General features: G+C 68.1%; 20 protein-coding genes and 1 tRNA gene. 11 read left to right on the top strand and 10 right to left on the bottom strand.

Annotation, left to right across the window (positions count from 1 at the left end; genetic code table 11):
• Positions 1 to 52 precede the first annotated feature (52 nt).
• The gene (locus tag ASF25_RS01800) at positions 53 to 232 is read right to left on the bottom strand and encodes a hypothetical protein (RefSeq protein WP_056302927.1); all 180 of its coding nucleotides are present in this window, start codon (positions 230 to 232) and stop codon (positions 53 to 55) included.
• Between the two features lie 163 nt (positions 233 to 395).
• Positions 396 to 1019: an urease accessory protein UreE gene (locus tag ASF25_RS01805; protein WP_056302929.1), complete on the bottom strand. Its 624-nt coding sequence runs from the start codon at positions 1017 to 1019 to the stop codon at positions 396 to 398.
• Positions 1020 to 1236: 217 nt separating this feature from the next.
• Between ASF25_RS01805 and ASF25_RS01810 the strand changes: the two genes are divergently transcribed.
• The 3 genes from ASF25_RS01810 (at position 1237) to ASF25_RS01820 (ending at position 3227) form a co-directional block, all read left to right on the top strand.
• On the top strand, positions 1237 to 1506 hold the full coding sequence (locus ASF25_RS01810; protein WP_056088870.1) for a hypothetical protein: 270 nt from the start codon (positions 1237 to 1239) through the stop codon (positions 1504 to 1506).
• A 240-nt stretch (positions 1507 to 1746) separates the two neighbouring features.
• Positions 1747 to 2472, top strand: coding sequence for a molecular chaperone DjiA (locus ASF25_RS01815; RefSeq protein ID WP_056166682.1), 726 nt, complete (start codon positions 1747 to 1749; stop codon positions 2470 to 2472).
• Positions 2469 to 3227 carry an N-acetylmuramoyl-L-alanine amidase gene (locus ASF25_RS01820; protein WP_056302932.1) on the top strand — a complete coding sequence of 253 codons (759 nt, stop codon included), beginning with the start codon at positions 2469 to 2471 and terminating at the stop codon, positions 3225 to 3227. Before ASF25_RS01815 ends, ASF25_RS01820 begins: the two co-directional genes overlap by 4 nt.
• Positions 3228 to 3251: 24 nt before the next feature.
• Here ASF25_RS01820 and ASF25_RS01825 read toward each other — a convergent pair whose 3' ends face one another.
• Positions 3252 to 4268: a TerC family protein gene (locus ASF25_RS01825; protein ID WP_056166673.1), complete on the bottom strand. Its 1017-nt coding sequence runs from the start codon at positions 4266 to 4268 to the stop codon at positions 3252 to 3254.
• A gap of 221 nt (positions 4269 to 4489) precedes the next feature.
• On the opposite strand from ASF25_RS01825, the gene ASF25_RS01830 reads away from it, so the two are divergent.
• Positions 4490 to 5713 (top strand): TIGR03862 family flavoprotein, encoded by a 1224-nt coding sequence (locus ASF25_RS01830; protein ID WP_056302934.1) that lies wholly within the window; start codon positions 4490 to 4492, stop codon positions 5711 to 5713.
• Between the two features lie 46 nt (positions 5714 to 5759).
• Here ASF25_RS01830 and ASF25_RS01835 read toward each other — a convergent pair whose 3' ends face one another.
• Positions 5760 to 6659, bottom strand: a complete 900-nt coding sequence (locus tag ASF25_RS01835; RefSeq protein WP_056302936.1) for a collagen-like protein — start codon at positions 6657 to 6659, stop codon at positions 5760 to 5762.
• 276 nt (positions 6660 to 6935) lie between these two features.
• Here ASF25_RS01835 and ASF25_RS21680 point away from each other — a divergent pair, with 276 nt between their 5' ends.
• The 4 genes from ASF25_RS21680 (at position 6936) to ASF25_RS21690 (ending at position 14591) form a co-directional block, all read left to right on the top strand.
• Positions 6936 to 7799, top strand: a complete 864-nt coding sequence (locus ASF25_RS21680; protein ID WP_082502451.1) for an ImuA protein — start codon at positions 6936 to 6938, stop codon at positions 7797 to 7799.
• On the top strand, positions 7711 to 9315 hold the full coding sequence (locus ASF25_RS01845; RefSeq protein ID WP_056302940.1) for a DNA polymerase Y family protein: 1605 nt from the start codon (positions 7711 to 7713) through the stop codon (positions 9313 to 9315). Before ASF25_RS21680 ends, ASF25_RS01845 begins: the two co-directional genes overlap by 89 nt.
• A gap of 25 nt (positions 9316 to 9340) precedes the next feature.
• Positions 9341 to 12658, top strand: coding sequence for an error-prone DNA polymerase (locus tag ASF25_RS01850; RefSeq protein WP_056302941.1), 3318 nt, complete (start codon positions 9341 to 9343; stop codon positions 12656 to 12658).
• A 607-nt stretch (positions 12659 to 13265) separates the two neighbouring features.
• Positions 13266 to 14591, top strand: coding sequence for a glycosyltransferase 61 family protein (locus ASF25_RS21690; RefSeq protein WP_082502429.1), 1326 nt, complete (start codon positions 13266 to 13268; stop codon positions 14589 to 14591).
• Between the two features lie 257 nt (positions 14592 to 14848).
• Here ASF25_RS21690 and ASF25_RS21695 read toward each other — a convergent pair whose 3' ends face one another.
• Positions 14849 to 15079: a DUF2171 domain-containing protein gene (locus tag ASF25_RS21695; RefSeq protein ID WP_056303159.1), complete on the bottom strand. Its 231-nt coding sequence runs from the start codon at positions 15077 to 15079 to the stop codon at positions 14849 to 14851.
• A gap of 335 nt (positions 15080 to 15414) precedes the next feature.
• Between ASF25_RS21695 and ASF25_RS01860 the strand changes: the two genes are divergently transcribed.
• On the top strand, positions 15415 to 15726 hold the full coding sequence (locus ASF25_RS01860) for a hypothetical protein (RefSeq protein WP_244472862.1): 312 nt from the start codon (positions 15415 to 15417) through the stop codon (positions 15724 to 15726).
• Between the two features lie 4 nt (positions 15727 to 15730).
• Here the strand turns inward: ASF25_RS01860 and ASF25_RS01865 are convergent, their stop codons facing one another.
• From ASF25_RS01865 to ASF25_RS01875, 3 genes are all read right to left on the bottom strand, one after another.
• Positions 15731 to 16618, bottom strand: a complete 888-nt coding sequence (locus ASF25_RS01865; RefSeq protein WP_056263552.1) for an MBL fold metallo-hydrolase — start codon at positions 16616 to 16618, stop codon at positions 15731 to 15733.
• Positions 16619 to 17168: 550 nt separating this feature from the next.
• Positions 17169 to 17244: transfer RNA gene (locus tag ASF25_RS01870), tRNA-Lys, on the bottom strand.
• 118 nt (positions 17245 to 17362) lie between these two features.
• Positions 17363 to 18931 carry a 2-isopropylmalate synthase gene (locus tag ASF25_RS01875; protein ID WP_056166650.1) on the bottom strand — a complete coding sequence of 523 codons (1569 nt, stop codon included), beginning with the start codon at positions 18929 to 18931 and terminating at the stop codon, positions 17363 to 17365.
• Positions 18932 to 19475: 544 nt separating this feature from the next.
• Between ASF25_RS01875 and ASF25_RS01880 the strand changes: the two genes are divergently transcribed.
• Both ASF25_RS01880 and ASF25_RS01885 read left to right on the top strand, forming a co-directional pair.
• Entirely contained in the window at positions 19476 to 19961 is a 486-nt protein-coding gene (locus tag ASF25_RS01880; protein ID WP_056166980.1) for an SRPBCC family protein, read from the top strand.
• A 184-nt stretch (positions 19962 to 20145) separates the two neighbouring features.
• Complete coding sequence (locus tag ASF25_RS01885) at positions 20146 to 20493, top strand: hypothetical protein (RefSeq protein ID WP_056303161.1); 348 nt, start codon at positions 20146 to 20148, stop codon at positions 20491 to 20493.
• Here ASF25_RS01885 and ASF25_RS01890 read toward each other — a convergent pair.
• Together ASF25_RS01890 and ASF25_RS01895 are read right to left on the bottom strand one after the other, a co-directional pair.
• The gene (locus tag ASF25_RS01890) at positions 20469 to 21191 is read right to left on the bottom strand and encodes an NUDIX hydrolase (RefSeq protein WP_056302946.1); all 723 of its coding nucleotides are present in this window, start codon (positions 21189 to 21191) and stop codon (positions 20469 to 20471) included. The two genes, ASF25_RS01885 and ASF25_RS01890, sit on opposite strands and share 25 nt — an antisense overlap.
• Positions 21184 to 22080, bottom strand: a complete 897-nt coding sequence (locus ASF25_RS01895; RefSeq protein ID WP_056302948.1) for a PhzF family phenazine biosynthesis protein — start codon at positions 22078 to 22080, stop codon at positions 21184 to 21186. Before ASF25_RS01895 ends, ASF25_RS01890 begins: the two co-directional genes overlap by 8 nt.
• Between the last annotated feature and the right edge of the window lie 19 nt (positions 22081 to 22099).

The following is a 22099-nucleotide window of genomic DNA, read 5'->3' on the forward strand; positions in this document are numbered from 1 at the left end:
AAATCAACGACTTGGCTGTGCCTCTTAATCACTGGCGCCAGTCCCATCGATCTCAGGCACCAGCCGACTGCATCAGCCGGCGCCGGACCTCCGCGACCTTACCCTCGGCGGTCCGCTCAACGCTGTCCGTCCAGACCGTCAGGGCAATCAGGCGCAGCGTGAGTTCGTCGACGCCGAGGCCGGCTGCGAACAGCATCAGGCGCCCGACGGCAATGTCGACCTCACCCATCATCACTACAGCATTTCCTACAGCATGCCTCTCAGTGATACCCGTTTTCGCTCTATAGAACTGGCAGCGTCGGTCCAATCCATCATGGGCGCGATGGAGAAGCGCAGGTCGTCGGAAATCATCGCATCGCCATGGGAGTCGAGCGCGGCTTCACCGCGGCGGACGGTCAGTGATCGTGCTTGCAGTCGGGCCCGTGGACGTGGCCGTGATCCTTGTGGGCGTGATCATGACTGTGGCCGTGGTCATGCGCGTGGTCATGGCTGTGCCCGTGGTCATGCCCATGCGTTTGCCCATGCGCTTGGCCCGCCTCGCCGTGGGAATGCGCGTGCGTGTGATCATGGCCGTGATCGTGTCCGCACTGGCTGTGGTCGTGGGCCTCGCGCTCCGGCTTGAAGGCGCGGGTCACGGGGGTTCCGGTGCAGCCCTGGCCGCGCACGAGTTCGGCGGCCGAAGCCGGGACGTAGAGCACCTCCGCGGCGATCTCCGCCGGAACGTGGCTGCCGCCGAGCTGCCAGGCGAGGCGCAGGAGACGGGCGGGGTTGGTGGCGCGAACCTGCAGCAGGGCTTCGGGGGCCGCCTCCACGAGGATCAGGCGTCCGTCCTCCAGCCGCAGGGCGTCGCCGTCCTCGAGGCCGGCCGCCTTGGTCAGCGCCGGCGTGAAGCCGAGGCCACCGACGCCCGTCAGGGTCGCGGGCAGGGCCTGACGGGCGCCATGATCGAGGGTGACGCGATCGACGACGGCGTCGGCGCGGACGGCGGCTTTGCGGATCAGGGTGGTGGCGCGCAGCATGGGAACCTCTCGGACAGGCCACACCCCTACCGGATTTCGGGCTCGAACGGAAAGCGCCGCGAACCATCGGCCCGAATGCGGAAACTTCGACCGCAGCCCACGTCGGCGGGAACCTTAGCCGTAGGACGTGCATTACTTGAGCGGAATAGCTAAGCTCAAGCCTCGATTCGGACCGGCCCAAGACCGGACACCACCACGCCTACGGGAGTCTCGCACCATGAAGAAGCTCATCGCCGCCACCCTCGCCGGGGCCCTCGCCCTCTCGCTCGGTGCCTGCAACACCCCCGAGGATCGCGCCCTCGGCGGCGCCGGCCTCGGTGCGCTCGCGGGTGCGGCCATTGGCGGCGCGGCGACCGGCCGGGCCGGCGGCGCGCTCGCGGGTGCGGCCATCGGCGGCGCCGGCGGCGCCATCGTGGGCGCCTCCACCGCCCCGCGCTGCCCCTACGGCACCTACCGCGACGCCTACGGCGACGTGTACTGCCGCTGAGTTTTATCCATGGGATGCCGCGCCTCCGGGCGCGGCGGACCGCGGAGTTCGGGAAGGGCCGGGGCACACGCTCCGGCCCTTCCTTCGTTTGTCGTCACCCCTCGCATCGCTGGACCCCTCCGGTATAAGGGCGCCTCACGATCCCTCTCCCACCCGGCCGCCGATGCCCCCGCCCCCCGCCCCTGCCCTGCCGCGCCCGGCCGCGAGGTCCGCTCCGAGATCCCACCCGAGTCTCCAACGATGAGCATCGGCATCTGGGGCAAGCTCGGGGGTGCGGGTCTTGGCCTCGCCGTCGGCGGACCGATCGGCGGTCTCGTCGGCGGGGTCGCCGGCCATTTCCTCGTCGACCGCGAGGGCGCTCCGTTCGGTACCACGCCCCGCGACGTGGTGTTCACCACGGGCCTCGTGGCCCTCGCCGCCAAGATGGCGAAGTCCGACGGCGTGGTGACGCCCTCCGAAATCGAGGCGTTCGCCCAGGTGGTGCAGGTGGGCGAACGCGAGCGCGCCGGGGTTCAGCGCCTGTTCGATCTCGCCAAGGGCACGTCCAATGGCTTCGAGGCCTATGCGCGCCAGCTCGCCACCACCTTCCAAGACGAACCCGGCCTGCTCGAGGACGTCCTCGACGGCCTGTTCCACATCGCCAAGGCCGATGGGGCGATCCACGAGGCCGAGGAGCGCTACCTGCGCGCCGTGGCCGAGACCTTCGGCTTCGACGAGCCGGCCTTCCGCCGCATCGCCGCACGCCACGTCAGCCTGTCGGACGATCCCTACGCGGTGCTCGGGCTCGACCACGGAGTGGACGACGCCGCCCTTAAGGCGGCCCACCGCGCCCTGGCCATCGAAAATCACCCCGACCGGGCCATGGCGCGCGGCCTGCCGCCGGAGGCCGTGACCATCGCCACCCGGCGCTTGGCCGCCATCAACGCGGCCTACGACCGGATCGCCGCCGAGCGAGGTTTGCGATGAAGCCGACGGCCGAGAGCCCCCTCGCCACCTCCGTCCACCCCTCACCCAACCACGGCGAGCGGCGGAGCGGCCCCGTCGACCTGCTGATCCTGCACTACACCGGGATGGAGAGTGCGGCGGCCGCCCTGAAGCGCCTCGCCAATCCGGTGGCGGAGGTCTCGGCGCATTACGTGGTGCTGGAGGATGGCCGCGTGGTGCAGATGGTGCCGGAGGGCCGCCGGGCCTGGCATGCCGGGCAGGCCGCCTGGGCGGGCATCACCGACGTCAATTCCCGGTCGCTCGGCATCGAGATCGTCAACGGCGGCCATGCGGGCGGATTGCCGGCTTATCCGGAGGCGCAGATCGCGGCGGTGATCGCGCTCTGCGGCGACCTGACCGGGCGCTGGAACGTGCCCAGCCACCGGGTGCTGGCCCATTCCGACATCGCGCCCGAACGCAAGGAGGACCCCGGCGAGCACTTTCCGTGGGACCGCCTCGCGCGGGCCGGCATCGGCCATTGGGTGACGCCGACGCCGATCCGCGACGGGCGCTTCTTCTCCCAGGGCGATTCCGGCCAGCCCATCGAGGCGCTTCAGGCGATGTTCGCCCTCTACGGCTACGACCTGCCGGTGACCGGCGTCTTCGACGCCCGCACCGGAGCGGTGGTCACCGCGTTCCAGCGCCACTTCCGCCCCGCCCGGGTCGACGGGGTTGCCGACGCCTCCACCATCACCACCCTGCGCGATCTCATCGCAGCCCTGCCGGGCCGGAGTTGAAGGAGGGGGGAGAGCCCCCTCCCCTCAGGCGTGGTGCGGGGCCTTGTCCGCTTCCGAAGCATCGGGGCGGACCTCACCCCGCGTGCGCCACAGGCTGTAGCTGACGCCGGCCACCAGCAGCACCACGGTGACGGCGAGCGACACCCAGGCCGGCACGTGGACGAGGTCGAACGTGTCGGCGACCACGATCTTGGTGCCGATGAAGATCAGGATGAAGGCGAGCGCCGTCTTGAGGTAGGCGAAGCGGTCCACCATCGCGGCCAGGGCGAAGTAGAGCGCACGAAGGCCCAGGATGGCGAAGATGTTGGATGTGTAGACCACGAAGGTGTCGGTGGTGATGGCGAAGATCGCCGGCACGCTGTCGACGGCGAAGATCACGTCGGCGCCGTTGACGAGGATGAGGGCCAGGGCCATCGGCGTCAGCCACAGGGCGAGCTTGCCGGTCTTCGGATCGGGTTTGCGCACCACGAAGCGTTGGCCGTGCAGTTCGGGCGTGATGCGCAGGACCTTTTGCAGATAGCGCACGGCCCGGTTCTCGTTGATGTCGCCGGGCTCCTCCTCCTTCGAGAACAGCATCTTGAGCCCGGCGAAGATGAGGAAGGCGGCGAAGATCGACAGCACCCAGGCGGCCTGGTGCACCAGGGCGGCGCCGAGCCCGATCATCAGACCGCGCAGGAGCACGGCGGCGAGGATGCCCCAGACCAGCACCCGGTGCTGGGCCGCGCGCGGGATGTTGAGGGCCGTGAGGATGACGGCGATGACGAAGACGTTGTCCATGGACAGCGACTTCTCGACCACGAGGCCGGCGACGTATTCCTGCCCCGCCTGCGGCCCGAGGTACCACCACACCCAGCCGCCGAAGACGAGGCCGAGGCTGAAGTAGAACGCCGTGAGGAGCAGGCTCTCCTTCACGCCGATCTCGTGGTTCTTGTCCTTGTGCAGGAGCCCGAGATCGAAGGCGAGCAGACCCGCGACCAGGGCGTGGAAGCCGAGCCACATCCAGACCGGCTTGCCGAGCCATTCGTAGGTGAGAAGTTCCATGTGCGGACCGTCGATGCTTCTTGGGGAAGAGAAAGCATCGGCTCCGACATCACGGAACGCATCACAGAACGTCCCGCCAGAGGGGCCCGCAGCCGATGGGCCGGAGTTGGGGCCAGGGTGCATGCGAATCAAGGGCGACGCGAATCGAGGACGGCGCTTGACAGGGCCCCCGCGCCACGGGCTTGCCGGGGGCGAGCGGCGCGGGATCCACCGGAGTTCGGATGACGGAACACCACGAGAGCGGCCCGGCGGTGATTGGCGGCGGCCCGGCCGGGCTGATGGCGGCGGAGGTTCTGGCGCGGGCCGGCCATGCCGTGACCGTCTACGACCGGATGCCGTCGCCCGCGCGAAAGCTTCTCATCGCCGGGCGGGGCGGCCTCAACCTCACCCATTCCGAACCCCTGCCCGCCTTCCTCGCCCGCTATCAGCCGCAGGACGGGACCCTGGCCGGAGCCGTCGGGAGCTTTCCGCCAGAGGCCCTGCGGGCATGGTGCGCCGATCTCGGCCAGCCGACCTTCGTCGGGTCGAGCGGCCGGGTGTTTCCCGAGAGCTTCAAGGCCTCGCCCCTGCTCCGGGCCTGGCTCGCGCGCCTCGACGGCCTCGGCGTCACGCTCCGCACCCGGCACCGCTTCGTCGGATGGTCGGAGACGGGGGCGGTGCTGTTCGAGACGCCGGAGGGGCGGGTCGCGGCTCGTCCCGCCGCCCTGCTGCTGGCGCTCGGCGGCGCGAGCTGGCCGCGCCTCGGCTCGGACGGGGCCTGGGTGCCCGTGCTGGAGGGCCAGGGCATTCCGGTGACGCCGCTCCGGGCCTCGAATGTCGGCTTCTGCGTCGCCTGGTCGCCTGTGTTCGCCGATCGCTTCGCCGGCCAACCCCTCAAGCGCATCGCCCTGAGCGTGGGCGAACATCGGGTTCGCGGCGAGGCGATGATCACAGCGGAAGGCATCGAGGGCGGTGCCCTCTACGCGGCCTCCCAGGCGATCCGGGCGGCCCTCGCCGAGGGGATGGGCGGCGCCATCAGCCTCGACCTGCGCCCCGACCTCGCGGAAGCCGCCCTGGCGCGGGCCCTGGGCAACACCAGACCCGGCGAATCGCTCGCCAACCGCCTGCGCAAGGCCGCCGGGCTGTCCCCCGTGGCGGCCGGGTTCCTGCGCGAAGCGGCGGGCCCGGCGCTCCCCGGCGATGCGGCGGCCCTCGCGGCCCTGATCAAGGCCGCGCCCCTGCGTCTCCTGGCCCCGCGCCCCATCGAACGCGCGATCTCGTCCGTCGGCGGCGTGCCGTTCGGGCAGGTCGACGACCGTTTCATGCTGAACGCCCGGCCCGGCACGTTCGTGGCCGGCGAGATGCTCGACTGGGACGCCCCCACGGGGGGCTACCTGCTCCAGGGGGCCTTCGCCAGCGGCCGGGCGGCGGCGGAGGGGATGCGCGCCTGGATGGCGCGCCCGTGATGGGAATCCGGCTGCCTCTCCGCATTCGCGGGGACGCGGCGGCGGATCAGATGCGGCCGCAGACGGCCACCAGCCCCTGGCTTTCGGAGGGGCAGGCCGCGCCGGTGCCCTTGCTCATGGTCGGGATGCCGGTCGGCAGGCAATAGGCCGAGACCAGGGTCTCGCCGGTCTCGCAGGTCACGGCGCAACCGCTCGCCGGGCAGGATTCCTGACGCACCGCCCGCAGGGGCGACGACGCGGCCACCGGAGCCGCGACGCCGGCCGGGCCCTGCGGACCGGCAGCGCCCCTGGCGCCGGCTTCGCCCTTCGGACCCGTGTCGCCCTTGGGACCAATCTCTCCCTTGGGACCCGTGTCACCCTTGGGACCAATCTCTCCCTTGGGACCCGTGTCACCCTTGGGACCCGCTTCGCCTTTCGGACCCGTCTCGCCCTTGGCGCCCGGAACGCCTTGAGGACCGGGTGAGCCTTGAAGGCCGGCGACGCCCTGAGGTCCGGTGGCGCCGTCCTCGCCCTTTGCGCCGGGCTCCCCCTTTGCGCCGGGCTCCCCCTTGGCACCCGCCTCTCCCTTCGGCCCAGGCTGGCCCGCCGGACCGCAATTGCCCACCACCACCTCGCGCTCGTCCTCGCCCGCCTTGAGGGTCGCGACGCAATTGTTCGGCATGTGGGGCAGGCGGAAGACGAAGCGGCCCCGGCTGTCGGCGATGACGGAGATGTCCTCGTCGAGGATCACGGTGGTGCCGGCCTTGCGCACGCTGCCGGAGATCCGCAGGTCGCCGTTCTCGAAGCGCGCGTCGTAGACCTGGATCGGCTGGGACGGGGCCTGCGCCCGGCGGGCTTGCGGCTTGACCTGCTGAGCCTGGGCCTGCCGAGCCTGGGCTTGGGCCGAGATCGGTCCGGCGCACACGAACAGGCCCGACAGGACCACGAGGACGCGATCGACGCGCATGCATTCTCTCCCGGCTGAGCCCGCGTCTCGCGCGCGGCGGCCTGGATTGCTGCCCTGCCCGTTCCCCAGGGTCAAGCTACGTAATCGACCGCAGGCGCGATCGCGGCTCCCACCACGTCGGGCGCTCCGTCCACACGCATCCACAGCCCTCCACAGGCCAAACCTCTGGCGACAGGGACGGAACGCCGAGAAGTCGCAGGCCGAGGGCAAGGCCACCGGAAATCGGTTGAATATGTTCCTGTTTTGTTCTTATCATCCGGCCATGGAGCCACCCGGATGTCGCAACGCCCCCACCCCCATTCCCAATCCCCGGATGCGTCCCACCGGGCGGATGGGGATGCGACCGACGTTCCCGCACGGCTCGCATCCCTGCGGGCGCGCGTGGCCCTTCACCATGGTCGGGACGCCCCGCGAAAGACCCTGTCCTTCGGGGTCCACGCCGTCGACGGGCACCTGCCCGGCGGTGGCCTCGGCCTCGGCCAGCTCCACGAGGTCGCCCCCGAGGCCGAGGGCGACGAGCCGGCGGCCCTGGGCTTCGCCCTCGCCCTCGTCGCCCGGCGCCTCGCCGCCGTCCGGGGCGAGGCGCTCCTCGTCATCGCGAAGGGGCATCCGATGCCCTACGGCCACGGCCTCGCTGGCCTCGGCCTCGACCCGGACCGGCTGCTCCTGTTCGAGGCGGGCAGCGACCGCGACGTCTACCGCGCCCTGGAGGAGGCCCTGCGGGCCGGCGGCAACGGTGGCCCAGCCGCAGGCAACGGGGGGCAAGCCGCCGCCGGGGGCGGTCTTGCGGCGGTGGCGGGCCTCGTCGATGCCGGCATCCCCCTGATCCAGAGCCGGCGGCTGCATCTGGCCGGGGCCCGCACGGAAGGTCTCCTCGTGGTCCTACGCCCGGCGGGGGCGGAGAGCCCCAACGTGGCCGCGACCCGGTGGCGGATCGCCGCCGGCAAGGCCCTGCGCGACCGGTTCGGCTGCATCGAGCGGCCGTGCTGGCGGGTGCGGCTCGACCGCTGCCGCAACGGACGGACGGGGGATTGGCTTCTGGAGTGGGATCATGCCGCGCATCGTTTCGGTCTGGCTGGAGCATTGGCCGGTCACCCGCCTGAGGCGGGCGCATGCGGGCCTCGCGCAGGGCGGCCATGATGGGTCTCCCCACCGCGCATGCTCGCACGACGATGCGTCCCCCCTCGTCGTCGCCGCCGGGGAAGCGACGGGCCTGCGCCTCACCGCCGTCGATGCCCGGGCCCGGGCCCTGGGACTGCGCCCCGGCGAGCCCCTGGCCCGCGCCCGCGCCCGACTGAACACGCCGCTCGCGGTCCATCCGGCAGATCCGGAGGCCGACGCGGCGGCCCTCGACCGTCTCTGCCTATGGGCCAAGCGCTACACCCCGAGCGTCGCGGCCTTCGGCGAGGCCGAGGGCCGCGACGGGTTCTTCCTCGACGTCGCGGGGGCGAGCCACCTCTACGGTGGCGAGGCCGGGTTGATGGCCGACCTCGCCCGGCGCCTCGGCGCCAACGGTCTGCCGGCGCGCCTCGCCCTCGCGGGCAATCCCGGCTGCGCCTTCGCCCTTGCCCGCCACGGAGCCGGCGGTCACGTACCCCCCGGCGGCGAGGCCGATGCCCTGCGCGGCCTGCCCGTCCTCGCCTTGCGCATCGACCCCGAGGCGGCCGCGGCCCTCGGCCGCCTCGGCCTGCGCCGGATCGGCGACCTCGTCGACGCCCCCCGGGCGCCCCTGGTCCGGCGGTTCGGCGATACCCTCATCCGGCGCCTCGACCAGGCCCTCGGGCACCGGCCCGACCCCCTGGCCCCCCTCGACGAACCGCTGGCGTTCGGCGCCGCGCGCGGCTTCCTCGACCCCATCGGCCATCAGGACACCATCGTGGCGACGGCGACGCGCCTCATGGAGACCGTCGCCCCGCGCCTGGAGGCCGCCGGCCTCGGCGCACGGGCCCTGCGCCTCACCCTGCACCGGGTCGACGGCGTGATCCGGACCCTCGACCTTGCCTTGAGCGAGCCGACCCGCTGTCCGGTGCTGGTGGGACGGCTCCTCGACCTCCGCCTCGACCGCCTCGGGGCGGCCCTCGATGCCGGCTTCGGCTTCGAGACCGTGCGCCTCGATGTGGTCGGCACCGGCCCGGTCACCGCGCGTCAGGGCGATCTCTCGGGGGATGGCCGCGCGGCGACGGGCGCGGCGGGTCTCGCCGATGCCCTGCGCCAGCGCCTCGGGCGCGGCATCCTGCGCCTCGCGCATCACGAGAGCCACGTGCCCGAGCGGGCCGAGACGGCCGAGCCGTGGCGCGTGACCCGCATCGCCCTGCACCGTCCGGCCCGGGCCGGCGCGGGGTTGCCCCGGCCCCTCGTTCTCCTCACCCGCAGCGAAGCGGCCGAGGACGTTCTCGCCCCCGATGGGCCGCCCCAGCGCTTCCGCTGGCGCCGACGCCTGCACCGGGTCGCCCATGCGGAGGGCCCCGAGCGCATCGCCGGGGAATGGTGGTCGGGCGCCACCCCGACCCGCGACTATTACGTGGTCGAGGACGAGGCCGGTCGCCGCCTGTGGGTCTACCGGCAGGCGGCTTCCCCGGCGCAAACGCTTCCTCCAGCCCAGACGCTTGCCCGGGCCCAGACGGTCGGCTGGTTCGTCCACGGGATGTTCGCGTGAAGCCGCCTCCCCGCCGGGCGGGAGCATGACGCCGCCCTACGCCGAGCTCGCGGTCACCACGAACTTCTCCTTCCTGCGCGGGGCCTCGCACCCGGAGGAGATGGTGGCGCGGGCGGCCGAATTCGGCTTCGTCGCCATCGGGATCGCCGACCGCAACACCTTTTCGGGCGTGGTGCGCGCCTATGCGGAGGGCCTGCGCCGGGCCAAGGCCGGGGAACCCTCCGTCCGCACCCTGGTCGGCGTGCGCCTGGTGACGGAATGCGGGTTCGAGGCGGTCACCTACCCCATGGACCGGGACGCCTATGGCCGCCTGTGCCGCCTCCTCACCCTGGGCAACCGCCGGGCGGAGAAGGGCGCCTGCCACTTCTCCTTCGCCGAGATGCTGGGGGCGAGCGCGGGGCAAATGTTCATCGCCATGCCGTCGGACGATATGCCGCCGGAGGTCCCGGGCGGCGCCTTCGCGGACCGCCTCGCCGCCCTGGCGGAGGCGGCGCCGGGGCGGACGTTTCTCGCTGGCAGCCACCGCCATCGCGGCGACGAGCGCCGGCGCCTCGGCCGCCTCGCCGAGTGGGGAAACCGCCTCGGCGCGCCTCTGGTGGCGGTATCGGACGCCCTCTATCACGTGCCCGGCCGGCGCCCCCTGCAGGACATCCTCGCCTGCATCCGCGCCGGCTGCACCCTGCGCGAGGCCGGCTACCGGCTGGAGGCCAACGCCGAGCGGCACCTCAAGGCCCCCGCCGCCATGGCGCGGCTGTTCGCCGAGCATCCGGATGCCATCGCGCGGACGGTGGAGATCGCGCAGGCCTGCGGCTTCTCCCTCGATCAGCTCCGTTACGAGTATCCCGACGAACCGGTGCCGCCGGGCTGGACCCCGCAGGGCTACCTCACGGACAAGGTCCACGAGCGCGCCCGATGGCGCTACCCGGATGGAATTCCCGAGAACATCGCCGTGACGATCGCGGAGGAACTCCGCCTCATCGCGAAAATGGATTACGCGCGCTACTTCCTCACCCTGTTCGACATCGTCGAGTTCGCGCGCAGCCGAGGCATCCTGTGCCAGGGCCGGGGCTCGGCCGCCAATTCCGTGGTGTGCTACTGCCTCGGCATCACGGCGGTGGACCCCACCGAGATCCGCCTGCTGTTCGCGCGCTTCATCTCGGAGAACAGGGCGGAGCCGCCCGACATCGACGTCGATTTCGAGCACGAGCGGCGCGAGGAGGTGATCCAATACCTCTACACGCGCTACGGCCGCGACCGCGCCGCCATCTGCGCCACGGTGATCCACTACCGGCCGCGGAGCGCCATCCGCGAGGTCGGCAAGGTGCTGGGCCTCACCCCGGACATCACCGGGCTGATGGCCGACACCGTGTGGGGCTCGTGGGGCGCCGCCCTGCCCGACGCCCATATCGAGCAGGCCGGCCTCGACCCGAAGAACCCGGCGATCCGGCAGGCGCTGGATCTCGCCCACGCCCTCATCGGCTTCCCGCGCCACCTGTCGCAGCATGTCGGCGGGTTCGTGCTCACGCGCGGGCGCCTCGACGAGACCGTGCCGGTGGGCAACGCCGCCATGGCGGACCGCACCTTCATCGAGTGGGACAAGGACGACATCGACGTGCTCGGCCTGATGAAGGTCGATATCCTGGCGCTGGGCATGCTGAGCTGCCTCAAGCGCGGCCTCGACTTCCTCGCCCGCGACTACGGCCACGACTACCCGACCCTCTCCGACCTCCCGCCTGCCGACCCGGCCGTCTACGCCATGCTGTCGAAGGCCGATTCCGTCGGCGTGTTCCAGGTCGAGAGCCGGGCGCAGATGTCGATGCTGCCGCGCCTGAAACCGGCCGAATTCTACGACCTCGTGGTGCAGGTCGCCATCGTCCGCCCCGGCCCGATCCAGGGCGACATGGTGCATCCGTATCTGCGCCGGCGGCAGAACCTGGAGCCGGTCTTCTACCCCTCGCCCCATCCGAGCCAAGGTCCGGCAAACGAACTCGAGAGCGTGCTCAAGCGAACCTACGGCGTCCCCCTGTTCCAGGAGCACGCCATGCAGATCGCCATCACGGCGGCGGGCTTCCTGCCGTCCGAGGCCGACGGCCTGCGCCGGGCCATGGCGACCTTCCGGCACAACGGCGAGATCGTGAACTTCCGCACCAAGTTCGTGGAGGGCATGGTGGCGCGCGGCTACCCGCGCGACTTCACCGAGCGCTGCTTCAAGCAGATCGAGGGGTTCTCCACCTACGGCTTTCCCGAGAGCCACGCGGCGAGCTTCGCGCTCCTCGTCTACGCCTCGGCCTGGATGAAGTGCCGGCACCCCGACGTCTTCCTCGCCGCGATCCTCAACGCCCAGCCCATGGGCTTCTACCAGCCGGCCCAACTCGTCCGCGACGCCCGCGCCCACGGGGTCGAGGTGCGCGGGGTCGACGTGAACGCGAGCGACTGGGACTGTACCCTGGAACCGGCTTCGGAGCTTCCACCCCCGGAGGTCCCCCGGCGGCTCGCCGTGCGGCTCGGCCTGCGCCAGATCAGCGGCGTGTCGGAGGCCGCCATGCGCCGTCTCGTGGCCCTTCGCGGCAACGGCTACGCCAGCATCGAGGGATTGCAGGCGGCCCTCGTCCTGCCGCGCAACGCCCTGGAACGCCTGGCCGAAGCCGATACCTTTCGCTCCCTCGACCTCGACCGGCGCGCGGCCCTCTGGGCGGTGCGGACCCTGGAGGGCACCACCTCGAGAAAGGCAGCCGCCTGGACCGCGACGGACCGGCGCGCGCACCTGCTGGAAGCGCCGCTACCGCTGTTCGCCTTTCATGCCGATGACGGACTGTTTCGGGCCGAGCCCGCCTTGGCCCTGCCTGCCATGGCCGAATCCGAGCACGTGGCCGCAGATTACGTCACCACCGGGCTCTCGCTGAAGGGTCATCCGGTGGCGTTCTTCCGGGCGCGGCTCGCCCGGATCGGTGCGATTCCCGCCCGCGACCACCACGACGCGATGCGGGTGCCCAACAACGCCCGCGTCACCGTGGCGGGGCTCGTGCTCACCCGCCAGCGGCCCGGCACGGCCCATGGGACGGTTTTCCTCACCCTCGAGGACGAAACCGGCATCGCCAACGTCATCGTGTGGGCGAAGGTGTTCGAGGCTCATCGCGCCGTCGCCATGGGTGCACGCTTCCTCGCCGTGCGTGGCCGCATCCAGCGCCAGGGACTCGTGGTCCATCTCCTCGCCGAACGCTTCCGCGACCTCACCGCCGAACTCCGCAGCCTGCGCGAGGGCGGTTTCAAGCTTCCGCCCGAAACCACGGACTTCTCCGCGCCACCCGATCGGAGGGTGTACCGGAGTCGTGATTTTCACTGAAGAACAGGATCGGCTCAAACAGGGCTGAAAACTTCGAAGCCACAGCGACGGGTGTCATGACCCCTGTAATCTGCTCGGCGCAGCCTGGCTTCTGGAACCTGCTCCTGAGAAATCGGTTCATTCGCCGCACGGGCCCGACAACCATCGTGCGTCAAGGTCCGTAGCATTTCGTTCGGCCATGGCCTGGGGTTCATCACCCTCGGCGAAGATGACCACGTCATTTGGCCCTACATCGCAGGTTGTATAGAATTCCATCTCTGATGAATGATGCGTCGACCTCCGCAGATCCGGTGGGCATTGTAGTAGCAGTCGTTGCAGACTCCGACGTAATGGATGGATCGCGACGGATGCCTGTTTGAGTTCTGCATTCACACAAGGTAGCCTCCGGGAAGCGTCTATCGAGACTGCAACGGAGACTCCCCGCACACAGTACCGAGATTGTCGTGCCTCCCCCGGGCGTGATTCAAGCAAGCGTGTATGGTGGATGCAGAGGATTTGCTCGGTGGCTCTGACAAAATTCCCGCTGCGCCATGCTGCCCAAGACAAGAGCCGACCGTGGCGTCGATTCTAACATGGCACCTGCTCAACCGAGATTTAGATTAAACTCATGCCCAAACTCGACCGCTTCGGAGCGCTGCCCCTAACGCCATATGCCGGCAACGTCGATATTTTAAAACTGGACAGTGAAAGCACAAAATACGTTATCTATGAAAGTGCTGCATCATATCCTGCGGCTATAATTGCCCTGCAAAACGGATCAAACACCGAGGACCACTTCAATAGTATTGCGGCCATAGCACCAACGATAGGTACCGTTGGAGTTTATTACTTGAGCAAAACAGAATTACGAAGCTTGGCATTTCTCTTCGTTGAAGGAAAGCTCGTCGATGAGTCAGATCTCATACCTGAATATGTCCGCCACCAAATAGACAGCACGGGGCCATGGGACCTAATTTCTTCCTTGCCCCACAGGAAGATCGATGGCGTATCTCTTGTAGCGATATCTGTTGTTCACGACGTTTATGGGCATTGGCTTCTGGATATTCTTCCCAGAATTTGGATGGCCAAGCTCCTGACCGAAAATTTAGATGCCATAAATATCATCATACCCCATGGAACGCCGCAATTTGCGATCACAATTTTGCGTGATTTCTTCGGCATAAACAAAAGTGTATATCATAGTTTTGCGGAGGAAAATCTTCAGATTGAGCACGCTCTGATTCCATCACTCTTACACAACAATCATTATTTTCACCCCGCAATGAACGACTTCGTCGCGTACCTTCTCAACCACCCTTTAGTCACCGAGGCGCGCAAGAAATCCAAACATAATTCGAAACTAATCTATGTGACACGTCAAGGCTTTCGGCAGACCAGCCAGAGCTATGCTCGAACGATTGCCAACGAAGATGAAGTGTTTCAGCTCATGGACGAACTCGGCGTTCAGATCGTCAGTCCTGAAAGCATGAAATGGCAAGACCAGATTCTACTTTTCGCCGGTGCGCGCGTGATCATCGGCGAGTCGGGGTCCGGCCTTCACAACACCCTCTTCAGCACGGCAGGAACGGCGGTTGTGTGCCTCAACCCGGTCAATCAGGTGCAATCGTCCATCGCCGGACTTCGTCGACATACCTTGATCAATCAGTGCTCTCCGACTGAAAAAACCAACTCGACCCTGTTGTATCGTGTAGAGATCGAACGATTACGCATGGCGGCTTTAGCAGCAATACATGCGACAGGTGAAACATTTGACCGTCCAACTCGAATGAAGAAATCCGCCTCGAATCAAAGGAGGGATTACAATCCTGAAGGGACTGCCTTGCGGCTTCCCAGTTCCGACACTGACTCTTCTTGGATCCACAAAATCCTTACATCGGCTCGCCAGACGGCCATGCTCGCCAAACGATCCATTAAAGCCTTATTCAAAGAGTAAATCGGCATACAGATCGCAGGTCGGACTCCCGCTATTTTTTGTTACTTCATAGGATCCGACACAAAACCTAAGGTTCAATCCTGTGACTCCAGGAAACATCCTGAAGCCAGTCCATGGTCTAATTCGATACAACTGAGCCGTACCTCCCGCGGACCATGCGATGTCTCACCCGGCATCTTCCAGGGACAAGACGCCCTGCCGGCTCGCGAAGAAAGGTGAGCGACGGGGTTGCTGTATACGAGAAAAGAACGCGTCCGTTACTTCTTTACATCGCCCTCCGGGCGATCCGATACCTTCCACTCGGCCATCGCCTCACGAGCAGTCTTGTTCAGGATGACGGTGTTCCCGTTCAGCGTACCGACCCAGGACGATGGAATCAGATGATGATGTCCACCGGCGGCGGAATCGCTCTTCGTAAGCTTGATGTCCTTGCCGTCATACTTGTCCACGGTGCCGACATGCCCCTTGTCGGAGCCGACGACCTCCATGTGTTCGCGAACGACGCTGTTGGTTGTCTTGGTCGTCGAATCCTGAGCCTGCGCGAGCGGCGCGAGCGCGCAGGATGAGGCAACGATCAGGCAGGCCGTGGTGAGGGCGCGAAGCATGGAAAGATCCCGTTGGGAATGAGAGGTCGGGCGGTCAACGCAACCCTCGAAGTCGCCGTTCCTGTCCGTATCGCCGCATTCCCGGCCGCCCCCGTGAGGCAGGTACCTCGTCGTCACGTCTTCGTTCGGCTCCTGAGGAAGCCCTGGCGGCAGCATGCCTTTCGAAACCTATCTGTGAAGGATCGAAGCCAATTCTGGCTCGAAACCAGGAGTCTCCCGTGCCAGATACCCCGGATGTCGATCGCACCGCACGTGATATGGCGGAGCGTGTTTTCGCAGCTTACGCCAGGCAGGCGAATGTGCGGATCCATCCTGGCGTCGAGCAGACCCTTCTCACGCGCTTGGCCGAAGCGCTTCGGCCCCTGATCGGCAGAGCGGCTGACCGCCTCGTCGACGCAGCCAATCGGGTGCTGGACGATATCGAGTTGACCGTACCGGACTTGCGTGGGCCCAGGATCGCATCGCTGAACCCGGTCGACAAAGCCGTCACAACGCGGGATGGTTCGGTACCCGTAATCTCGGGCGGTTGAAGAACTACGATGTCTCGTAGGCCGATCCATCCTGCGAACGGACCGGGGTATCGACGTAACGCCCCTGTTTCGGCACGGCGACCTGCGAAAAGTTGCTGGCGAGGGCATGAAGGGCATCCCGTAAGACCTGCCCCTCCAGGGGACGCCCGTGACCCGTGATGGCCCTTTGCGGTTCGAGGGCCGCCAGGATCTCGACCGAGCGCCGAGCAGCATCCCAATCGACCGTGAAGTACATGGGCGGACCGTGAAGCTCGGGCTCCTGGAACGCGACCGCGTAAGCCGATTCCTGGGCGGTCGTCACGAAGGCATCGGCCGCAATCAAGGTTGCGTCGGATTCGCGCCAGAGGGCAATCTGACCGACGGAGTGTCCCGGAACGTGAATCCAGCGCCAGCCCGGCATGGACGGCACGGAGCCATCCTCCGGCAAGCTGCGAAGCTGGGCGGAAACATTGACCGGCGTCCTTGGATAGAGGGGTGACAGACGGGACATGAGACCTCCACCGACGGTCGGATCGGGCGGAGGGTACGATGCGGAACCATCGAGATAGGGATGCTCGTGCGGATGAGCGAAAACCGGCACGTCCCAATCGCGTGCGAGATCCTCGACGACCCCGACATGATCGAAATGGCCATGGGTCAGCACGATCGCCGCCGGACGGGCGTTTGGGCCGAACCGCTCGGCCGCAACCTTCATGATGGCCGATTTGGAGCCACCGATCCCGGCGTCGATGAGGGTCCAGGCCCGATCACCCGCCCCGACGGGACCGTAGAAGATCACGTTCACGATCGCATGGCGTTGATAGGCGAGGTCCGACGTGATTTCGTGCGTGCCGTCGACTCCCAGTGGGGCATCGATCAGAGCATTCGCATCGACCTCGACCTGTTGCGCCATGAATACCTCCGCAGGTTTGGCACCGTCATCGGTACAGAAGTCAATCCGGTCGCTTGGGGGGAGGTTCCAAACCTGCTCGCCGCACAGGGACTGCAGTTGGATTGAAATCTACCGTAGCCGTTCTGAGGATTTCACGAAGGATGGAGGAAACCCGTAGGTTCTCGCCTTCCGACGTCCGGAGCTTGGTCGTGGATTGTCGAACGACTGTGCCGAGCCGCACGACACCGACATCCACGGAGGTAGCGGAACGAACGCGTTCTCGGCGCGAGCTTCAGACCCCGCCAATCGCGGGTCTCACCACGTGAGACAGGATGGAAAGACGGCGGAACGCGATCGAATGCATGTTCCGATGACGGAACTGCGCCATCGCGACGACGATAGGCCGTGAACAGAATCGCCTGGATTTACGCTCGGGCACGAGCACGGACAACAATCCGACCGGATTTCCCCACCCCGGGAAACAACGACCCGCTCAAATTATCGGTCACAATAAGTCTGGTATTTATCGATTGATCGACCACACAATAGCGGCTAGTATCATCGATTGTATTGGTGGGTGCACAAGGGTTCGAACCTTGGACCCGCTGATTAAGAGTCAGCTGCTCTACCAACTGAGCTATGCACCCTCGCCTTGCGGCGGTCGCTGCGGCCCACCAAGTCCGCCGCGACGAGGTGGCTGATACCAAAGCCCCCCAGGGGTGTCCACCCCCTGGGGTCGATTTTCTAGATCCGGCCAAGGGGGCCTTACGAGGTCGTCATCGGAGACTGGGCGTGGAGGCGCACGGCCGAGGCCTCGAGCTTGTTCAGGGCCGAGAGATAGGCGCGGGCCGAGGCCACCAGGGTGTCGGGATCGGCGCCCCGGGCCGTGACGCTGCGGTCGCCGCTCTTGAGACGCACGGAGACCTCCGCTTGGGCGTCGGTGCCCTCGGTGACGGCATCGACCTTGTAGAGTTCGAGGTCGGCCACGTGCGGCACCAGGGCCTGGATGGCGTTGAACACCGCGTCCACGGGGCCGTTGCCCTCGGCCTCCTCGGTGATCACCCGGTCGTCGATGGCGAGCTTCAGGGTGGCGCGCTGCGGCCCATGCGTGCCCGCGATCACCGAGAGGGAGACGAGGCGGATGCGGTCGTGGGCCGTGGCGAGATTCTCGTCGACCAGGGCCTCGATGTCCTCGTCGTAGACGTGCTTCTTGCGGTCGGCCAAGGCCTTGAAGCGCTCGAAGGCGTCCTGCAGGCGGTTGTCGCTCAGGGTGATGCCGAGTTCCTCCAGCTTCGAGCGGAAGGCGGCGCGGCCGGAGTGCTTCCCCATCACCAGGGAGGTCTTGGCCACGCCGACCGAGGCCGGCGTCATGATCTCGTAGGTCTCGGTGTGCTTGAGCATCCCGTCCTGATGGATGCCGCTCTCGTGGGCGAAGGCGTTCCGGCCGACGATGGCCTTGTTGTACTGAACGGGAAAGTTCGTCGCGTGGGAGACGAGCTTGGACGCCCGGGTCAGCATCGTGGTCTCGATGCCGGTCTCATAGGGCATCACGTCGCCGCGGGTGCGGATGGCCATGACGATCTCTTCCAGGGCCGCGTTGCCGGCGCGCTCGCCGATGCCGTTGATCGTGCATTCCACCTGCCGGGCGCCGCCCTCGATGCCGGCCAGCGAGTTGGCGATGGCGAGGCCGAGGTCGTCGTGGCAATGCACCGAGAAGATCGCCTTATCGGAGTTCGGCACCCGCTCGCGCACGCTCCGGAACATGGTCCGGTACTCGTCGGGTGTCGCGTAGCCCACGGTGTCGGGCAGGTTGATGGTGGTGGCGCCCGAGCGGATCGCCGACTCGACGCAGCGGCACAGGTAGTCGATGGGCGTGCGGGTCGCGTCCATGGCCGACCATTCCACGTCCTCGACGAGGTCGCGGGCCTGGGCCACGGTCTTCAGGATGATTTCGACCACCTCGTCCTGGCTCTTGCGCATCTGGTGGGCGAGGTGGATCGGGGACGTCGAGACGAAGGTGTGGATGCGTCCGCGCCTGGCGTGGCGGACGGCCTCGCCGGCGCGGGCGATGTCGGCGGGGATCGCCCGGGCGAGGCCCGCGATGGTGGCGCGCTTGGCCCGGCGGGCGATCTCGGCCACGGCCTCGAAATCACCATGCGAGGCGATGGGAAAGCCGGCCTCGATGATGTCGACGCCCATGGCATCGAGGAGGTCGGCCACGGCCAGCTTCTCGTCGAGGGTCATGGTCGCGCCGGGGCATTGCTCGCCGTCACGCAGAGTCGTGTCGAAGATGAGAACGCGGTCTTTCTGCGTCGGTGTGCTGGAACTGGCCATGGTATTGATCCTGTCACGGCGCGCGAAGCCCTGAGGACACGGCGCCTGGAAACGGCTCGCGCGTCGTGGCTGAGCCCGAATACGGGTAAGTACGCGTCCCCTGAGAGCCCAGGCGCATGCCCGGACGGCCCTCAGGGGCGGATAAGCAGCAGACCGAGGGTAAGAAGCGCGGGAACACGCGCACGGGACCGCATGGCCGCGTGCGCGGCGCCGGTGCGGCTGACCATGGAGCCGGCGCTGGCCAAGGCTCGTCTCTCCCGAGGGGCAACCGTGCTCGCTGGACGCGCCGGACGATTGCGAATGCGGTTTCCCTAGCCCTCGCCAAACGGATTGACAAGCAGCGGGGCATCGGAAGCGTCAGGCAGGGCGGAGATCGGCCTACGGAACACCCCGAGCGAGTGGTCCGACAACAGTTCTCGGCCCCGAAGACGATCCCCGGTCATTGCCTTGTGGCGACTCAAGCCTAGCTTTCAAAGCGCGTGGAACCAATGAAACCGTTCCACGCGAGATGAACATCAAGAAAACCCGGATGGGAAACGCCGCCATGTCACGCCGCCTCACGATCACGCTCGCCCTGCCCGTCTGCGCGCTTCTCGCCGGAACTCTGCCGAGCTTCGCCCTCGACGTGACGAAGACCGTCGATGTCCAGACTGCTCCCGCCAAGGTGTGGTCGGTGATCGGCGACTTCTGCGGCATCGGCCAATGGCACCCCGCCATCGAGAAATGTGCCCTGTCCACGGACGGCGGCAAAACCCTGCGCACCCTCAGCCTGAAGGGCGGTGGCACCATCGTCGAGTCGCAGACCGCCCGCGACGACGCCAAGATGGCCTACACCTACGCCATCGTTTCGGGCCCCCTGCCCGTGAGCGATTACAGCTCGACCCTCTCCGTCGCCCCGAAGGCCAGCGGCGCCACGGTGACCTGGACGGGCAGCTTCAAGGCCAAGGGCGCTCCCGACGCCGTCGCCGTCGATGCCATCACGGGCATCTACGAGTCCGGGCTGAAGGCCATCGCCGACAAGTCGAAGTAGCGGCTTCGCAGCGCCCCGAGGGCGTCGCCTTGCGGCATCCACAGGTGCGCCGTCGCGGAATCGTACCGCGACGGCGCGTGGGCCGCTCCTCCGATTGACCGGCCGTTTTCCCGGGGGCACAACCCAAACGACTTCAAGCCGTGCCATTCAGGGCAAGCCGTGCCATTCGGGGGAAGCCGTCGTGATACTGCACCGCGCGAGTCGCGCATTCGCAACGCTCATCGCCGTCTCCCTCGTGGGTGCCTGCAAGCCCAGCGCTTCGGCGCCGCCCGTCGTGGCGGCGGCCCCCGCGGCCGTGCTCGCCCCTCCCCTCCCGCAGGGCAACGGGTGCGGGCCCGCCATCGCCCGCACCCAGGCCGTGGTCGACAGCGATGTCGCGACGGGCAACCTCAACGCGCCCGTGGGCGAGCGCTTCAGCGTCGACCTGCGCCGGGCGGCCGAGACGTGCCAGGGCGGCCAGGAGCGCGAAGCCCTCGGCCTGCTCGCGGCCGCCAAGGCACGCTACGGCTACCGGCAGGACGCGGCGAGATAGGCTCGCACGAAGCCCGGCATCCGGTCCGCGTCGAGGTCGGCGCGGGAGCGCACCGCGACGAAGCCCGCGAGTTCCGGCTCGGCCTCCGCCGCCCGGTGCGCTTCCATGCGGGCGATGAGGGCCGAGGCCTCCTCGGGGAAGTCCACCGGATGCAGGAACGCGTGCTGTCGCTCGCCGCTGACCAGCACCCAATTCGCCGGCGCATCGGATGGGACGCGCAGGCCCGTCTCCTCCAGGAATTCCCGGGTCGCACTCCCCGCGAGATCGACGTGGCGGCCCGCGCGCACGTCCGAGGGGTCGGGCGTCCCGCACGGAAAGTAGATCTGTCCGGCATTGGCGGAGTCGCGCCCCATGACGCCGAGCACGGCGGCGCCGTCGCGCGACCACGGCACGATGGCGGCGAACGCGTTGGTGACGGAGGGATCGGGTGATCCGCCGTCGCGAAAGGCCAGGAACTCCGAGAACGCCGCCTCGAACAGATCGATGGTGCATGCGCCGTCGGTGACGGTGCAGGCGCAGCCGAGGAGCACGGGCCCATCGAACAGGGCCGGCTTCGCCGCCTGTCGCTCGGCCCAGTGCGCCGCGATGGCGTCGGAATTGTCCCGGGCCCAGGCCCAGTCGTAGGGCACGAGGCGCGCCTCGAGGCTTTCGAGGCGCGCGAAGGTGAAGCCGTCGGATTGGGCGGGGCGTTCAGACATGGAGCGTTCCCTCCATGACGATCACCGCCGATCCACCGACTTCGATGGCCTGAAGCGCACCGGATTCGATGCCGAGCTGGACGTGGATCCGGCTCGGGCGGCCCATGGCGACGCCCTGATGCAGCACGAGATCGTGGGTTCCGTCCCCCATGGCTTCGAACTGCATCATCACGCCGGCGAAGGCGGCCGCCGCCGAGCCCGTGGCCGGGTCCTCCGGCACGCCGAGGTGGGGGGCGAACATCCGAGCCTGGAACTGCCGGCCAGGCGCATCGGGGTCGGGCGTGTAGAGGTAGAGGGCCGCAGGGTCCCCGAGGGTGGCCGAGGCCGCCGGATCGAGCCGGGCACTGGCCAGATCCTCGGGCGACCCGACGGGCACGAACAGGAAGTCGGGGCCGAGCGAATGCCGGCTCGGGGCATGACGCCCGAAGCCGATGGCGGCGGGTGCGAGGCCGAGGGCCGCGGCCAGAACGTCCGGCTCGGGGCCGTCGCCGACGAAGTCCGGCAGGACCGGCATGCGGAAGCGCCCCTGCCCGCGGCCTGCACCGCTTTCGACGAGGCACGACAGGGTGCCGATCCCCTCCTCCAGGCCGAAGGCCAGCGCGTCGGTCAGCGTGGCGCGCTCGTCCCGAAGGGCGAGGAGCACGGCGGCGCCGAGGGTCGGGTGGCCGGCGAAGGGCAACTCGGCCTTCGGGGTGAAGATGCGCAGGCGTGCCCGGTGGCGGGGATTGTCGGGGGGCAGCACGAACACCGTCTCGGACAGGTTGAACTCGCCCGCGATGGCCTGCATGGCGGGGCCGTCGAGCCCGTCCGCGTCGAGCACCACCGCGAGGGGATTGCCGGCGAGCGCAGTGTCTGTGAACACGTCGAGCGTCACGAAGCGTCGGGCCATTTTTCCCTACCTCTCAAGG

This window comes from Methylobacterium sp. Leaf100 (genome assembly GCF_001422845.1).
GTDB lineage: Bacteria > Pseudomonadota > Alphaproteobacteria > Rhizobiales > Beijerinckiaceae > Methylobacterium.

Bases quoted from the DNA above. Each gene is read 5' to 3' on its own strand.
- ASF25_RS01800 (WP_056302927.1), bottom strand. From the start codon at position 232: ATGATGGGTGAGGTCGACATTGCCGTCGGGCGCCTGATGCTGTTCGCA.
- ASF25_RS01805 (WP_056302929.1), bottom strand. From the start codon at position 1,019: ATGCTGCGCGCCACCACCCTGATCCGCAAAGCCGCCGTCCGCGCCGAC.
- ASF25_RS01810 (WP_056088870.1), top strand. From the start codon at position 1,237: ATGAAGAAGCTCATCGCCGCCACCCTCGCCGGGGCCCTCGCCCTCTCG.
- ASF25_RS01815 (WP_056166682.1), top strand. From the start codon at position 1,747: ATGAGCATCGGCATCTGGGGCAAGCTCGGGGGTGCGGGTCTTGGCCTC.
- ASF25_RS01820 (WP_056302932.1), top strand. From the start codon at position 2,469: ATGAAGCCGACGGCCGAGAGCCCCCTCGCCACCTCCGTCCACCCCTCA.
- ASF25_RS01825 (WP_056166673.1), bottom strand. From the start codon at position 4,268: ATGGAACTTCTCACCTACGAATGGCTCGGCAAGCCGGTCTGGATGTGG.
- ASF25_RS01830 (WP_056302934.1), top strand. From the start codon at position 4,490: ATGACGGAACACCACGAGAGCGGCCCGGCGGTGATTGGCGGCGGCCCG.
- ASF25_RS01835 (WP_056302936.1), bottom strand. From the start codon at position 6,659: ATGCGCGTCGATCGCGTCCTCGTGGTCCTGTCGGGCCTGTTCGTGTGC.
- ASF25_RS21680 (WP_082502451.1), top strand. From the start codon at position 6,936: ATGTCGCAACGCCCCCACCCCCATTCCCAATCCCCGGATGCGTCCCAC.
- ASF25_RS01845 (WP_056302940.1), top strand. From the start codon at position 7,711: ATGCCGCGCATCGTTTCGGTCTGGCTGGAGCATTGGCCGGTCACCCGC.
- ASF25_RS01850 (WP_056302941.1), top strand. From the start codon at position 9,341: ATGACGCCGCCCTACGCCGAGCTCGCGGTCACCACGAACTTCTCCTTC.
- ASF25_RS21690 (WP_082502429.1), top strand. From the start codon at position 13,266: ATGCCCAAACTCGACCGCTTCGGAGCGCTGCCCCTAACGCCATATGCC.
- ASF25_RS21695 (WP_056303159.1), bottom strand. From the start codon at position 15,079: ATGGAGGTCGTCGGCTCCGACAAGGGGCATGTCGGCACCGTGGACAAG.
- ASF25_RS01865 (WP_056263552.1), bottom strand. From the start codon at position 16,618: ATGGCGCAACAGGTCGAGGTCGATGCGAATGCTCTGATCGATGCCCCA.
- ASF25_RS01875 (WP_056166650.1), bottom strand. From the start codon at position 18,931: ATGGCCAGTTCCAGCACACCGACGCAGAAAGACCGCGTTCTCATCTTC.
- ASF25_RS01880 (WP_056166980.1), top strand. From the start codon at position 19,476: ATGTCACGCCGCCTCACGATCACGCTCGCCCTGCCCGTCTGCGCGCTT.
- ASF25_RS01890 (WP_056302946.1), bottom strand. From the start codon at position 21,191: ATGTCTGAACGCCCCGCCCAATCCGACGGCTTCACCTTCGCGCGCCTC.
- ASF25_RS01895 (WP_056302948.1), bottom strand. From the start codon at position 22,080: ATGGCCCGACGCTTCGTGACGCTCGACGTGTTCACAGACACTGCGCTC.